Annotated in this window: 17 protein-coding genes and 1 pseudogene; 9 read left to right on the forward strand and 9 right to left on the reverse strand. The window is 66.8% G+C overall.

What is annotated here, in order from left to right; translation table 11 throughout:
• The 3 genes from ACHFFZ_RS04155 to ACHFFZ_RS04165 all read right to left on the reverse strand — a co-directional run bounded on the left by ACHFFZ_RS04155 (position 1) and on the right by ACHFFZ_RS04165 (position 3,720).
• On the reverse strand, positions 1–801 hold the full coding sequence (locus tag ACHFFZ_RS04155) for an isoprenyl transferase (protein ID WP_394275403.1): 801 nt from the start codon (positions 799–801) through the stop codon (positions 1–3).
• A 9-nt stretch (positions 802–810) separates the two neighbouring features.
• The gene (locus tag ACHFFZ_RS04160) at positions 811–2,544 is read right to left on the reverse strand and encodes an ABC-F family ATP-binding cassette domain-containing protein (RefSeq protein WP_394275404.1); all 1,734 of its coding nucleotides are present in this window, start codon (positions 2,542–2,544) and stop codon (positions 811–813) included.
• Between the two features lie 435 nt (positions 2,545–2,979).
• Positions 2,980–3,720 carry an SDR family oxidoreductase gene (locus ACHFFZ_RS04165; protein ID WP_394275405.1) on the reverse strand — a complete coding sequence of 247 codons (741 nt, stop codon included), beginning with the start codon at positions 3,718–3,720 and terminating at the stop codon, positions 2,980–2,982.
• A gap of 70 nt (positions 3,721–3,790) precedes the next feature.
• On the opposite strand from ACHFFZ_RS04165, the gene ACHFFZ_RS04170 reads away from it, so the two are divergent.
• Both ACHFFZ_RS04170 and ACHFFZ_RS04175 read left to right on the forward strand, forming a co-directional pair.
• A complete protein-coding gene (locus ACHFFZ_RS04170; protein ID WP_394275406.1) occupies positions 3,791–4,348 on the forward strand; it encodes a TetR/AcrR family transcriptional regulator in 558 nt (185 codons plus the stop codon).
• Between the two features lie 77 nt (positions 4,349–4,425).
• Positions 4,426–4,902 carry a hypothetical protein gene (locus ACHFFZ_RS04175; RefSeq protein ID WP_394275407.1) on the forward strand — a complete coding sequence of 159 codons (477 nt, stop codon included), beginning with the start codon at positions 4,426–4,428 and terminating at the stop codon, positions 4,900–4,902.
• Between the two features lie 119 nt (positions 4,903–5,021).
• Here ACHFFZ_RS04175 and ACHFFZ_RS04180 read toward each other — a convergent pair whose 3' ends face one another.
• The gene (locus ACHFFZ_RS04180; protein ID WP_394275408.1) at positions 5,022–5,567 is read right to left on the reverse strand and encodes a DinB family protein; all 546 of its coding nucleotides are present in this window, start codon (positions 5,565–5,567) and stop codon (positions 5,022–5,024) included.
• Between the two features lie 75 nt (positions 5,568–5,642).
• Here ACHFFZ_RS04180 and ACHFFZ_RS04185 point away from each other — a divergent pair, with 75 nt between their 5' ends.
• The 5 genes from ACHFFZ_RS04185 (at position 5,643) to ACHFFZ_RS04205 (ending at position 7,578) form a co-directional block, all read left to right on the forward strand.
• Entirely contained in the window at positions 5,643–5,996 is a 354-nt protein-coding gene (locus ACHFFZ_RS04185; RefSeq protein ID WP_394275409.1) for a hypothetical protein, read from the forward strand.
• A gap of 212 nt (positions 5,997–6,208) precedes the next feature.
• Positions 6,209–6,406 (forward strand): CopG family transcriptional regulator, encoded by a 198-nt coding sequence (locus ACHFFZ_RS04190; protein ID WP_394275419.1) that lies wholly within the window; start codon positions 6,209–6,211, stop codon positions 6,404–6,406.
• Entirely contained in the window at positions 6,403–6,531 is a 129-nt protein-coding gene (locus ACHFFZ_RS04195; protein WP_394275410.1) for a hypothetical protein, read from the forward strand. The genes ACHFFZ_RS04190 and ACHFFZ_RS04195 overlap by 4 nt, the downstream gene beginning before the upstream one ends.
• A 67-nt stretch (positions 6,532–6,598) precedes the next feature.
• Complete coding sequence (locus ACHFFZ_RS04200; protein WP_394275420.1) at positions 6,599–6,766, forward strand: cell filamentation protein Fic; 168 nt, start codon at positions 6,599–6,601, stop codon at positions 6,764–6,766.
• Between the two features lie 554 nt (positions 6,767–7,320).
• On the forward strand, positions 7,321–7,578 hold the full coding sequence (locus ACHFFZ_RS04205) for a hypothetical protein (protein WP_394275411.1): 258 nt from the start codon (positions 7,321–7,323) through the stop codon (positions 7,576–7,578).
• Positions 7,579–7,639: 61 nt separating this feature from the next.
• Here the strand turns inward: ACHFFZ_RS04205 and ACHFFZ_RS04210 are convergent, their stop codons facing one another.
• On the reverse strand, positions 7,640–8,047 hold the full coding sequence (locus ACHFFZ_RS04210; RefSeq protein ID WP_394275412.1) for a protein-tyrosine phosphatase family protein: 408 nt from the start codon (positions 8,045–8,047) through the stop codon (positions 7,640–7,642).
• A gap of 104 nt (positions 8,048–8,151) precedes the next feature.
• On the opposite strand from ACHFFZ_RS04210, the gene ACHFFZ_RS04215 reads away from it, so the two are divergent.
• Positions 8,152–8,379 carry an antitoxin gene (locus ACHFFZ_RS04215; protein ID WP_394275413.1) on the forward strand — a complete coding sequence of 76 codons (228 nt, stop codon included), beginning with the start codon at positions 8,152–8,154 and terminating at the stop codon, positions 8,377–8,379.
• Positions 8,376–8,768 (forward strand): type II toxin-antitoxin system VapC family toxin, encoded by a 393-nt coding sequence (locus ACHFFZ_RS04220; RefSeq protein WP_394275414.1) that lies wholly within the window; start codon positions 8,376–8,378, stop codon positions 8,766–8,768. Before ACHFFZ_RS04215 ends, ACHFFZ_RS04220 begins: the two co-directional genes overlap by 4 nt.
• 585 nt (positions 8,769–9,353) lie before the next feature.
• Here ACHFFZ_RS04220 and ACHFFZ_RS04225 read toward each other — a convergent pair.
• The 4 genes and pseudogenes from ACHFFZ_RS04225 to ACHFFZ_RS04240 all read right to left on the reverse strand — a co-directional run bounded on the left by ACHFFZ_RS04225 (position 9,354) and on the right by ACHFFZ_RS04240 (position 11,490).
• Positions 9,354–9,521, reverse strand: a complete 168-nt coding sequence (locus ACHFFZ_RS04225; protein ID WP_394275415.1) for a hypothetical protein — start codon at positions 9,519–9,521, stop codon at positions 9,354–9,356.
• A gap of 163 nt (positions 9,522–9,684) precedes the next feature.
• A complete protein-coding gene (locus ACHFFZ_RS04230) occupies positions 9,685–10,236 on the reverse strand; it encodes an HXXEE domain-containing protein (protein ID WP_394275416.1) in 552 nt (183 codons plus the stop codon).
• Positions 10,237–10,276: 40 nt separating this feature from the next.
• A complete protein-coding gene (locus ACHFFZ_RS04235; RefSeq protein ID WP_394275417.1) occupies positions 10,277–10,552 on the reverse strand; it encodes a hypothetical protein in 276 nt (91 codons plus the stop codon).
• Positions 10,525–11,490 (reverse strand): annotated as a pseudogene (locus ACHFFZ_RS04240) (glutamate synthase-related protein). Before ACHFFZ_RS04240 ends, ACHFFZ_RS04235 begins: the two are co-directional and overlap by 28 nt.
• Between the last annotated feature and the right edge of the window lie 379 nt (positions 11,491–11,869).

The raw sequence follows: 11,869 nt of genomic DNA on the forward strand, positions 1-11,869 counted from the left end.
CTACTTGACCTCGTTGGGGATGGCCCCGCCGAAGCGACGGTCGCGCCCGGCGTAGATCTCGACGGCCCGCCACAGGTCGCGACGGTCGAAGTCCGGCCACAGCCGGTCGAGGAAGACCATCTCGGCATAGGCCGACTGCCAGACCAGGAAGTTGCTGGTGCGCTGCTCGCCGGAGCTGCGCAGGAAGAGGTCGACGTCGGGCACCTCGGGCTCGTCGAGGTAGCTGCGCAGCACCTTCTCGTCGATCTTCATCGGGTCGAGCAAGCCCGCCTTGGCGTCCAGGGCCATCTGCCGCGCGGCATCGGTGATCTCGGCGCGCCCGCCGTAGTTGCAGCAGAACTGCAGGGTGAGCGTGGTGTTGTCCTTGCTCTGCTCCTCGGCCGCCTCCAGCTCGCGCACCACCGACGGCCATAGGCGACGACGGCGCCCGGCCCAGCGCACCCGCACACCCAGCGCGTCGAAGTCGTCGCGACGGCGGTGGATCACGTCACGGTTGAAGCTCATCAGCCAGCGCACCTCGTCCAGCGACCGGCGCCAGTTCTCGGTGGAGAAGGCATAGGCGCTGATGTAGGGGATGCCCATCTCGATGGCGCCCTCGATCACGTCGAAGAGGGAGGCCTCGCCGCGCTCGTGCCCCTCGGTGCGCTTGAGGCCCCGCTCCTTGGCCCAGCGGCCATTGCCGTCCATGACGATGGCGACGTGCCGGGGCACGAACTCCGCCGGGATCTGGGGCGGGCGCGCGCCGGACGGATGGGGCTGCGGTGCGCGCTTGGGGGGACGCTGCGATGTCTTCTTGGCCACGCAGCGAGCCTAGCCAACGCCATGGGCGGGCGCCGAGCGCACCGGTGTGGTTGGCGGCTCCGCAGTGAGGTGGAGGCGCTGGCCGGTCCAGGAGCGGCGCAGCCAGCGGTCGTGACTGGCGACGACCACCGCGCCCGGATACCGGGGAAGATCCTCCTCGAGTGCGGTGACCAGCGCCAGCGAGAGGTGGTTGGTCGGCTCGTCCAGGATGAGCAGGTCGGGCGGGCTGGCCAGCACCATGGCGAGCGCCAGTCGGCGTTGCTGGCCGATGCTGAGCGTCCCCACTGGCCGCGAGAGATCGCGTGGGGCCACCAGCCCGAAGGCGGACAGCGGGGTCGTCTCGGCAGTCTCCTGTCCGACGGTCGTGGCGTAGAGCTGCCGGACGGTCGGTTCGGGTTCAAGCTCTACCTCTTGGGCCAGGATCGCGACGGTAGCCGTGCGGGCACGGGAGACGGTGCCCGAGTCGGGGTGGAGCTGTCCGGTGAGCAGGGCGAGCAGGGTGGACTTGCCCGAGCCATTGGGGCCGGTGACCAGCCAGCGGTCATGACGTCCGATGGTCAGCGAAGTGGGGGCCAGCCTGTTCGTCACCCCGGCCTCGGAGAGGGCTGCGATCACCGACGGGACCGTGTGGTCGTCACGTCGGCCGATGTCGAGCCCGCGGAAGTGGAGCTCTGCCGGGGGCTTTCGGACCTGGGTGCGTTGCAGTTCGTCAAGCCTTCGGGCGAAGTCGTTGACCCGACGGGAGACCACGGTGGCATTGCGGTCGGCATAGAACTTCTTGGCCATGCGCACCTCGCTGCGGGCCGCGGCGCCCTCGTGCCCGACGGTGTGGCTGTCGCGGACATTGCGTTGCAGCTCCTTGAGCTCGGCCTGCTCGTCGTCGTACTGCTTCTGCCATCGCTCGCGCTGGGCGGCCCTGGCCTCGAGGTACTCGGTGAAGGTGCCGGTGTGGCGCGAGATGCCGATGCCGCTGGTCGGGCCGTCGACGGCGATGGCGCTGATCACTGAGCTGGGCCGTGGTGCCGGGTCGAGGTCGACGATGCCGGTGGCCGTGGCGTCCATGAAGGCGCGGTCGTGGCTGGCGAAGAGCACGGGGCCGGGCCAGTCGAGCAGCGAGCGAGTGAGGAAGTCGATGCCGGCGTCGTCCAGATGGTTGGTGGGTTCGTCGAGCAGCAGCGTGTCAGGACGGCTCAGCAGCAGCCAGGCGAGCTGCAGACGAGCCCGCTGGCCACCGGAGAGCTCACCGGTGGGGCGCTCCCGGTCGAGGCCCGGCAGGCCAACGCCGTCGAGGACGATCTCGGCGCGGTGGTCCAGGTTCCACACGTCGTGGCGGGCGGCTTCCTCCAGGGCGCGGTCGTAACGCTCGTCGGCCGAGGGGATGCCCTGTTCGAGTGCAGCCGTCGCCTGGTCGAACTCGCGCAGGATCGCCCGCGGTGCGGCGAAGGCCTGGTCGATCACCTCGGCAACGGTGTTGGTGAGGGAGAACGGGAGCTGCTGCCACAGCAGGCCGAGGCGTCCGGGGACCTCGACCGAGCCGCCGTCGGGGTGCTCGACGCCGGCGGTGATGCGCAGCAGCGTGGACTTCCCGGTGCCGTTCTCGCCGATCAGGGCCAGACGCTCGCACTGACTGACAGTGAGGCTGATGTCGGTCAGCACCCGGCGGTCGGGATAGGACTTGCTGATCCCGTCGACGCGCAGGTGCGCGCCGCGGCTCAGGGCGTTGGTGGGTGTGGGAGTGGACATGGGGAAACCTCGCGTGTCAGGTGGGACGGGACGACGGGTTTCACAGCCACATGCGGGGAAGAGTAGCAGGCCTGGATTTTGGTGTCTTCTGGTTTTGCGGCAGGGCAGACCGGGGCCTGTGGGTCAGCCGACCACGGTGCTGTTGAACGGGTCGGTCACCGAAGCCTGGTTGCACGCAGTCTGTGACGACGTGTCCTCCTGGGGAATTGACTTCTGCACAAAGGCATGGGCGCCGTCGGAGGTCTGCCGGCACCCGCCCCAGGGTCTCGGTCACGTTCCATGGCTGGCCGAGACCTGCATGGAGGACGGCCTGATGGTTGCTTTCTCCTTCGGCGCAGAGGGGGGATCGCGACATCGTTCGCATCCCCCAACATGCACTGCCCCGGCCTTTCACTCGCGGCAGATGATCGCGTTGTGGTGTTGCAGCTTGATCGGCTACGTGGTTTCGCGGGAGGCACGCCAGTCATCGAGGCTTGGGCCGACGATGGAGGCCGTGGGCGAGGGGACAAGTGCGCCGCTGGTGAAGGCCGTGCCGTAGGCAGTGGGGATGGTGACCTCCACGGGGTAGGGGTGCCGGGGGCATATGCTGAGGGTGAGTTCCTGCAGCGTCATGACGTCCTGGCCCGCTACTTCGACCACGTCATGAGGCTGCTCCGACAGGGCTTCGTGGGCAATCGCGGCGGCGACGGAGTCGAGCGCGACCGGCTGGATCTTCATCGCGGGAACGATTGCGATGGGGCCGAGCTTCATACGCTGCTGGTTCTGGGCTGCGAACTCGAACCACTGTGTGGATCGGATGATCGACAGCTGTGGACTCATCTGGCGTGCCAGCCGCTCCTGCTCGGCCTTCGCGGCGAAGTAGCCGTAGCCCTGCACCTCGGGCAGGTCGCAGTTCACGATCGACAGCAGCACATGCCGGCCGCCATTATCCCGAGTTGCTTGGGCGATCGTGCGGGTCGAGGTGGTGAAGAACTCCACTGCCGGTCGCCGCCGCAGGAACGTCCCACCGGTGGCTTCGATGACCACGTCGAACCCGGCGAGCCTGTCACTGGCCCGGGGGTCACGGATATCGAAGCCGGTACGTCGAGACATCATCACGCACTCGGTGCCCCATTCCTCGACGGCGTGCTGGATCGCCGTACCTGACGTTCCGCCGCCCACTACTGCCACTCGCATGTTGCCTCCCGTCCAGTCTCTACGTTCGTAGAGTCTCTATGATCGTAGAGCAACGGGTGAGGGGGGCGGCATGGAGCGCAGGGACGTGATCGCGGACGCGGGGATCCGACTGGTGGCACGCGACGGTGTCCACGCTCTGACCCATCGTCGGGTCGACGCCGAAGCGGGGCTGCCCGCCGGGTCGACGTCGTACTACGCGCGAACGCGAGGCGACCTGGTCGCTCTGGTCGCTGCCCGCCTGTCCGACGGGTCCGCGGGGGACCTCGATAGCCTCGTCGTTCCGGACGCGCTCACGCCCGTGGAGGCTGGATGGATCCTGGCTGGGCTGGCTCGTGACATGGCTGGGCGCGGTGATGCGCAGGCGGCTCGTTTCCTCCTGATGCTGGAGGTGCGCGCCGACCCGGAGCTGCGGGACCTGCTCACCCCTGCCGCCGCAGTCCGCAACCAGGTCACCCACCTCGCGGCGCGACTTCTCGCCGCCCTGGGGGTCGCCGAGGAAGGCCGTGACGTGCTCGCGTCCCAGTTGGCGGTGCTGGTGGATGCGCTGTTGATGTATGACACCAGCCACGCCGAGCCTGTCGACCTGGAGAACACACTGACGGCTTACCTGCGCGGGATCCTCGGATGAGCACGAGCAATCCAATCGCGACGGGCTGGCAGCTGAGCTGTTCGGGCGCTTGATTGGTGGGTGGAAGCCTCTGCTGGGTGCTCGCCGAGTCGCTGAGGGCCCTTGCTGGCTACGTACCTGACGCCATCGGCCTCGACGGTCAGAGGCCCGCCCAGCTGGCGGCGTGGCGGGCGGCCAACGAGCTGACGATGCTGACGCTCGTACTGGTCCCGACTGGGCTGGTCGGACGGATGTGGCGACCTCGTCCGCCGACCGGTCTGGCCTGGGCGCTCGGGGTGGTGGGTGCGCTCATCGGGTCGGCGTCGCTCCTGCTGCTGATCGCGCTGGAGGGTCTCCTCGTCTACCCCATCCCCGAACTGCCACTCAACGCCACGATCCTGCCGCTGGTCGAGAGTCTCGTTCTGGGCGCGCGCCACCTAGTCGCCTTGGGCTGGGCACTGGCAACGGGGGCATTCACCGCTCATGTTCTTCAAGCCAGTGCCACGCCGTCGCGCCTGCTCGCAACCGTGGGCGGGCTGAGCGTCGTCTGCCAGCTGGCGGGTTCCTTTCCCTAGCTCTGCCCACGCTGGATACCGGTGACGGCAAGCCTCCTGCTAGTCATCTGGACTCAATTGACTTGCAGGCATTCCAGCAGGTTGTGACCCCACCCCTCAGCGGCATTGGCGTGCCTTGGCTATTCGCCGACCTGTCCGTCGATGGCTTCTCGCAGGATGTCCGCATGGCCGCAGTGTCGGGCGTACTCCTCGATCATGTGGGTCAACAGCCAACGGACTGAGACTGTCTCACCGCCAGGGCGATGGACCTGAATGGACAAGGCGAACATTGGGTCAAGCACCGCCTGTTGCCACAACCGTCGAGACCTGTCGACAGAATCCTGCCAGCGGCGACGGAGCACCACTGGCGACATCTCCCGGGCAGACTCCCAGTCCCAGTCGGGTGTGGAGCTCCAGTCCACGCTGTTCCAAGGATCGCCCGCGGGGGATGAGGTGAGTACTCGGGAGAACCAGAAGTCCTCGACGTAAGCGAGGTGGTTGAGCAGGCCGGCGAGGGTCATCGTCGACACGGTGCAACGCTGGTGAAGAGCTGCATCGTCGACCCCTGTGACCTTCCAGGCCATGGTGGCCCGCAGGAAATCAAGGAAGCCAAGCAAGTTGGCCGCCTCGTCAGCATCAGCGGGAGGGTCGGGACGGCCCTGCTCGTCGTGGACGGTTTCACTCACGCGCCAACCCTACTGACGAGCGGTCGTCGGCAAGAGAGTGCGTTGACAGTGGATGGCGGCTGGCATGATGCGTTCATGGGATTGCCCGGGCTGGGTCACGACCGCACTCTGTGGCTCGACTTCGAGTCGGCCGGTTTCGACGACGAAACCCTGGCGCGGTTCGCGGCCGAGGTGGACGAGTTCGAATCTGTGCTGAACTGCCGGGTCCGGATTGGGGTACGCGACAGGTCGAACGATGCGTCGTGGATGGTCGCCGCACCTGGCTCTGGAGACGCGCCATCGTTGACGTGGGATCACTCGACGCTGACGTTGACCTCGCACGCGGCAGGACCCGAGCAGATGCTGGACTCGATGCAGCTGCTCCATGCCCTGGTTCGACATCCTGACTCAGAGCCTGCGTTCCGGGCACCGGCGAGTCTGGGGCAGTGAGTCTGGGGCAGTGGATCGTGCGCCGCGCGCATGAGTCGCAGCTCCTCGGCAACGCCGGCTACGCGCTGAGGGATGGCGAAACTTGGGGGAACCTGGCCTACCGCCTCGACCCTGCAGCCCAGGTCAGGGCTACGCGGCCGAGGCCGTCCTGCATCCCTGAGTCCTCGTGCCGTCAGCGTGTGATACCAAGTTGGTATCATGGGGTCGTGGCGATGACTCTGCGGTTGACCGAGGAGGATGAACGCGTGCTCGCGCGCCTGGCGCAGGACGAGGGGATCAGCCGCCAGGAGGCCACGATCCGGGCGATTCATGAGGTGGCCGAGCGGCGGGGGCATGAGCGCAAGGTGTCGGATGCCTCCCGGCGAGCTCGTGCTCGCTATGCCGACGTGCTGGATCGACTCGGGCGGTGACCGAGTACCTCGACTGGGAGGACCTGCTCGCGCTGGTCGATGACCTGCAGGTTGGTCCGTTGCGTGACCTGGGCCTGCTCGACTCAGCGGCGCACCCGCCCCAGGACGAGCCTGTGGGGTCGTGAGGCATACCCGAGCCTGGATGAGAAGGCGGCCGCGCTGTTGGAGTCGCTGGTCCGCAACCTTCCACTCGTGGATGGGAACAAGCGCCTCGGGTGGCTCGCCACCATCGTCTTCCTGGACATCAATGGCGCGTGGGTCGAGGCGCCGGATGATGACGCCTACGACCTGGTCATTGCTGTGGCCAGTGGGCGCCTGAACGTCCCCGAGATTGCCGAGACGCTCGCCCGCTGGCACTAGACCGCCGCGGCATGAGCGGAGATCAATCGGCTCCTGCCCTCAGCGGCTCCCGTCAGGCTCCCAGTGGTCAGGTACTTGGCTGAGCCCTTTCAATGGTCCATCTCCATGCCTCCATGACTGCAACACATGCGAGCCAGGCCAAGGGCGACTGCCCTTTCTGGTGCCCCTGACTGGGCGGGGGACTGCTTGGGGAGGTGCCGCACTCTTCGTCCGCGGACAGGGTGACGAGTCCCCTCCGATGGGGGCGACCGGGCACCTTGCTCGTCGACCTCTAGTCAACTCATTCATCCGCCGCGTGCCGCGGGAGCTGTAGGACCCACGATTTCCGGTCCAGAATGGTGATGACCACGACGCGGCCCCAAGCGTCATTGCGGTGTCTGCATTTTCGCATCCTGGGCCGGGGAACCAACCGATGATGAGCTCGAGGGAGGTTTGACCTGTTCGACCTGGCGCTGGAAACACGCAAGCAGCGCATTGCCTTCGTCGTCCTCCTGTCGTTTGGCACGGCAACTGCCATCTTCGCCCTGTTCTGGCGAAGCTACGACCCGACCTACTTGATCCTGCTCTTTGGCCTGGGTGCGATCGAGGGATTTCTTGCTGGACGACGACAGAAGAAGGATCCAGCCCTGACACCGGATGGATGGCCATGGTGGGGGAGCGGCACGACCTACGTTCTCGCGATCGTGGGCATGGTCGTCGTGAAAATGGCTTCCCTGCCGGTGGGTGCCGGCGGGGTTGGCCTGCTGGTGCTCATGAGTGGGATTGCAGCCAAGGGATGGGTCATCACCCGGCCGCGAACGAATGACGCTTGATGTGTTGAGCGAGGCGACCAGCAGCCCGGGAAAGGGGCGCGTCGCCCACACCACCTCGCAGTCAGCGATCGAGCCACCATCGCTGCCAAGGCGTCTCGACCGCGCGTGCGTCGTAGCGCCCGCGCACCCATGCGATCGCCGCGTCACGATCCAGCCCGTCCAACATGGCCAGTGCCGCGAGCATCGTTCCTGTCCGGCCCCGGCCGCCCCCGCAGGCCACCTCCACGCGTGCGGTGACAGCCCTGCCCCATGCCTCGGCCAGGGCATCTCGGGCCTGCTTGTCGTCCACTGGCAGGCCGAAGTCGGGCCACCTCACCCAGCGATGAGGCCACGGGACGTGGGGCGGACGCAACAGCGCGTACACGCCGAACTCGGGGTCTTCGTGGAAAGAAGCGCTCATTCTGCGTCCGCGGACGCGTCGTCCGCTGGGTAGCTCCAGCACGCCCGAGCCATCGTCTTCCCACTTCATGCCCACACTCTTCCAGGGCAGCCGCGCGTGTGGCCGGGACTTCGGACTCCCGTATGCCGACAATCATCCAGTGCTTGCTGCTTGCAGAGTGCTAGCATGGATCCATGACGACGCTCTACATTCGCGAGGTGCCGGAGGCTGTTGCCGAGACGTTGAAGTCGCGGGCCGCTGCGCAGGGGCAGTCCCTGTCTGCCTATGTCAACGCCCAGCTGGCCACGATCGCGGCCCGGCCGAGCAATGCCGAGATTGTCGCCCGGCTGCGCACTCTCGACCGCGGAGATGGAGTCCCCACCCAGCGCATCCTCGACGAGATCCAGGCGACGCGCCGGTGATCGTGCTCGACGCGTCGGCCATGGTGGAGGCGCTGGTCGGTTTCGCTCCGTCAGACGAGCTTCTGGACCTCCTCGAAGAGGACATCCACGCGCCACACCTGCTCGACGTCGAAGTGACCTCGGTGCTGCGTGGCCTAGAGCTCGGTCGTGCGCTGACGCGGGAGCGGGGGCAGCGGGCACTGGACGACTATTGGTCCTTCGCCATCGAACGCCACGAGCTGGAACCCCTGAGCATGACAATCTGGGGCCTGCGTCATCAGTTCACGTCCTACGACGCCGCCTATGTCGCACTGGCCGAAGCGTTGGGATGCCCCTTGGTCACGTGCGACCGCAAGCTCAAGACCAACGGCCACCGCGCAGAGATCCGCCTGATGCCTCGAACGTCCTGATCCGTCTCTTTGGGTCAAGGCCTTGGGGGCGGTGTCCCCCCTGGATTGCTGCAGCGATCCCGTCAGCGAATTCCCCGCCCCAACCACGTGGTGCTGGGAGTGCGGCGACGGGCCTCCACTGCGCACGTCGAAAAATGACTGGGCCCTTGATACAGCGCGTGCGGAGTCGCCTTTGGACGTGCACAGTCACGGGCCATTCCGGCGTTGCCGCGTGGCCGTGGTCCGGACCCAGCTCCCAGCGCATAGCCTCAACGTCAAGTGTGCGCAGTACTGCGACCAAGGAGGGCTGGATGACGAACGTGACGATCCGCCAGGGTGGGAAATACATGGCTCTGAATTTCGTCTTCGACGGGAATGCCTACTTGGACACACTCTCGCGCGCCCGCGCCTCGGTGGCGACCCTCCCTCATGAATGCCCCGAGCACCATGGAAGGAAATTCCATTGGCCGTGGCACTCAGGCGAGTGAAGAAGATCGCCCGGACGTTCCCCGAGGATCGAGGTCGCTGGAATGTTCTCCGATAGACGTTGTCGAACCGCGTCTTCCCACTGTTGACGGGGATGTACTTGAAACAGAGATCCCAGTCTCACTCTCGGGATTCGTGATCCTTCTTCCGCTGGCCGATCAGCGCGACTGGAGCGACGACAAGACCCACCAGGGAGAACCAGAAGTCCCTGTCGAAGTCTCGGTTCCACGCATGGGTCACGACGCTCCATGTCCAGAGCAGAACCATGACCAACAAGAACGTGGTCATCCATCTTCCTCGTGGCGTCAGCAACTGGATGGGACGTGTTGGCCGATTCATGGATTCAGTCCAGAGCGGCGGCGCGGGTTGTGATCAGCGCTCCGCAGCAATGTGTGTCGGAGGTTTTGAGGAGTGCGATGCTCTGCAGCAGAGAGGACTGCGTCGGATGTTCTCACCGTCGTGTTCGCAGGCGTCGCAACGCTTCACCGGTGAGGATGTGAATTGCGACCATCAAGGCGGGTGGTCCCACCGCCGCGATGCCGACGGTGGTGCGATCCAGCGACAGGACGCCGGCCTTGGCGAGACGCCGCAGCGCCAGGGCACTGAAGGGGATCACCACGGTTGGTGCCGTCACCACGCCGGGGGTGTAGCTGCGCCAGGACATCGAGTTGGTCAGGTGCGTGAAGCCGTGCAGCCCGAAACCAAGCAGTGCGGCCTGGTACAGCCGCGAGCGGCCACCGGTGGCCACACCCCGTGCCGAGAAGGCATACATCACGCCACCCATCACGGCGATCGACACCCTGACGTGGGTCTCGTCCAGTCCCTCTTTCGCCCAGTCCGGCAGGGCGATGGGCGCCCGGCGTGACAGCTCGGCGGCATTGGACCGGGACCAAGGCCCCATGGTGACCAATTCCTCGAGGTCGTTGACGACCCATGCCCAGAACAGACCATGCGAGACCCTCGCAGGACCCGAATTCTGGTGCGCATTTCGTGAGGGGTGCATATTTCCTCCGGTGGAATGGGAGTACCCGCCTGCCCCGCGCTCAGGCGCTCTGCTCGTCACTCTCCAGCTCCTCGTGCTGTACCACGTGGTCCTCGGAAGCGTCGTCCTCGCCGAAGTGCTCCATCAGGTGCGAGATCTCGTCGGCGATCTGCTGATTGGGCACGCCCCAGCCGTCCTGGTAGCCGTAGACCTCGGCCAGCGGCTTGTGGCCGCGGGTGCCGTCGATGATCTCGACGTCGCGCGGGCCCAACAGGCCGGGGTGGGCAACGCCCGCTGCCTCGGAGACCTTCAGCAGGTCGCGGCGCAGGGTCTGCACGTAACGCGCAAGCCGCTCCGCCTTGCCCTCGGGCTCCAGCCGGTGGCCAGCCACTTGTTCTGCGTCGCCACACCGGCAGGGCACTTGTCGGTGTGGCACTTCTGCGCCTGAATGCAGCCGATGGCCAGCATCGCCTCGCGGGCAACGTTTACCATGTCGGCGCCCATCGCGAAGGCCACCAGTGCATTCTCGGGCAGGCCGAGCTTGCCCGAGCCGATCCAGACCACCTTGTCGGCCAGGCCCTTGGCGGCGAAGACCTTGTGGACCTCGGCGAAGCCGATCCGGAAGGGGAAGGCGACCGAGTCGCTGAAGACGAGGGGAGCGGCACCCGTGCCGCCCTCGCCGCCGTCGATGGTGATGAAGTCGACGCCACGGGTGCCGTCGGCCATCAGCTCGGCCAGCTCGTCCCAGAAATCGCGCTCACCGACCGCCGACTTGATGCCCACCGGCAGTCCGGTGCGGTCGGCGACCATCTCCACGCAGTCGAGCATCTCGTCGACGCTGCTGAAGGCGGTGTGCCGCGAGGGGCTGACGACGTCCTTGCCCTCCTCGACGCCACGGATGCGGGCGATCTCGGCGCTCACCTTTGCGCCGGGCAGGTGCCCGCCCAGGCCGGGCTTGGCGCCTTGGCTCAGCTTGATCTCGATGGCCTTGACCGGTGCCGACTCGACGACGGCCACCAGCTCGTCGATGTCGAAGTTGCCGTGCTAGTCGCGGCAGCCGAAGTAGCCGGTGCCGATCTGCAGGGTGAGGCCACCGCCCTGGCGGTGGTGGTCGGACAGGCCGCCCTCGCCGGTGTTGTGCAGGAAGCCGCCCAGCAGCGCGCCCTTGTTGAGGGCCATGATGGCCTGCGGGCTGAGCGAGCCGAAGCTCATCGCCGAGGCGTTGACCACCGGGTCGGGACGGAAGGCCTTGCGGCGCCCCCGCGGACCGCCCATCACCTTCGCGGCCGGCAGCGGACTGGTGGGGTCGGCGTGCAGCGATGCCGACGGCGCCACCTGGCTGAAGGTGCGGTGGCGCACGATGGGGTGGGTGCTGTTCTCGACGTCATTGTGGGTGCCGAAGCCGAAGTAGTTGTTCTCGCCCTTCGCGGAGCTGTAGACCCAGCGGCGCTGGTCACGGCTGAAGGGGCGCTCCTCGTCATTGCTGGTGACGATGTACTGGCGAAGCTCCGGCCCGATCGCCTCCAGGGCGTAGCGGGCGCGCGATGACGGGGAAGTTGTGCCTGGGGGCGTGCTTGGTCTGCAGGAGGTCCTGGGCGGCGAGCCCGGCGGTGGCGGCGGCCGCCAGCGCGGCAGAGGTCTTCTTGGCGTCCAT

Source organism: Luteococcus sp. (genome assembly GCF_043424415.1).
In the GTDB taxonomy this organism is placed as follows: domain Bacteria; phylum Actinomycetota; class Actinomycetes; order Propionibacteriales; family Propionibacteriaceae; genus Luteococcus.

Excerpts from the sequence above, each read along its gene's own strand:
- ACHFFZ_RS04160 (WP_394275404.1), bottom strand. The coding sequence starts at position 2,544 with ATGTCCACTCCCACACCCACCAACGCCCTGAGCCGCGGCGCGCACCTG.
- ACHFFZ_RS04165 (WP_394275405.1), bottom strand. The coding sequence starts at position 3,720 with ATGCGAGTGGCAGTAGTGGGCGGCGGAACGTCAGGTACGGCGATCCAG.
- ACHFFZ_RS04170 (WP_394275406.1), top strand. The coding sequence starts at position 3,791 with ATGGAGCGCAGGGACGTGATCGCGGACGCGGGGATCCGACTGGTGGCA.
- ACHFFZ_RS04185 (WP_394275409.1), top strand. The coding sequence starts at position 5,643 with ATGGGATTGCCCGGGCTGGGTCACGACCGCACTCTGTGGCTCGACTTC.
- ACHFFZ_RS04190 (WP_394275419.1), top strand. The coding sequence starts at position 6,209 with ATGACTCTGCGGTTGACCGAGGAGGATGAACGCGTGCTCGCGCGCCTG.
- ACHFFZ_RS04210 (WP_394275412.1), bottom strand. The coding sequence starts at position 8,047 with ATGAAGTGGGAAGACGATGGCTCGGGCGTGCTGGAGCTACCCAGCGGA.
- ACHFFZ_RS04215 (WP_394275413.1), top strand. The coding sequence starts at position 8,152 with ATGACGACGCTCTACATTCGCGAGGTGCCGGAGGCTGTTGCCGAGACG.
- ACHFFZ_RS04225 (WP_394275415.1), bottom strand. The coding sequence starts at position 9,521 with ATGACCACGTTCTTGTTGGTCATGGTTCTGCTCTGGACATGGAGCGTC.
- ACHFFZ_RS04230 (WP_394275416.1), bottom strand. The coding sequence starts at position 10,236 with ATGCACCCCTCACGAAATGCGCACCAGAATTCGGGTCCTGCGAGGGTC.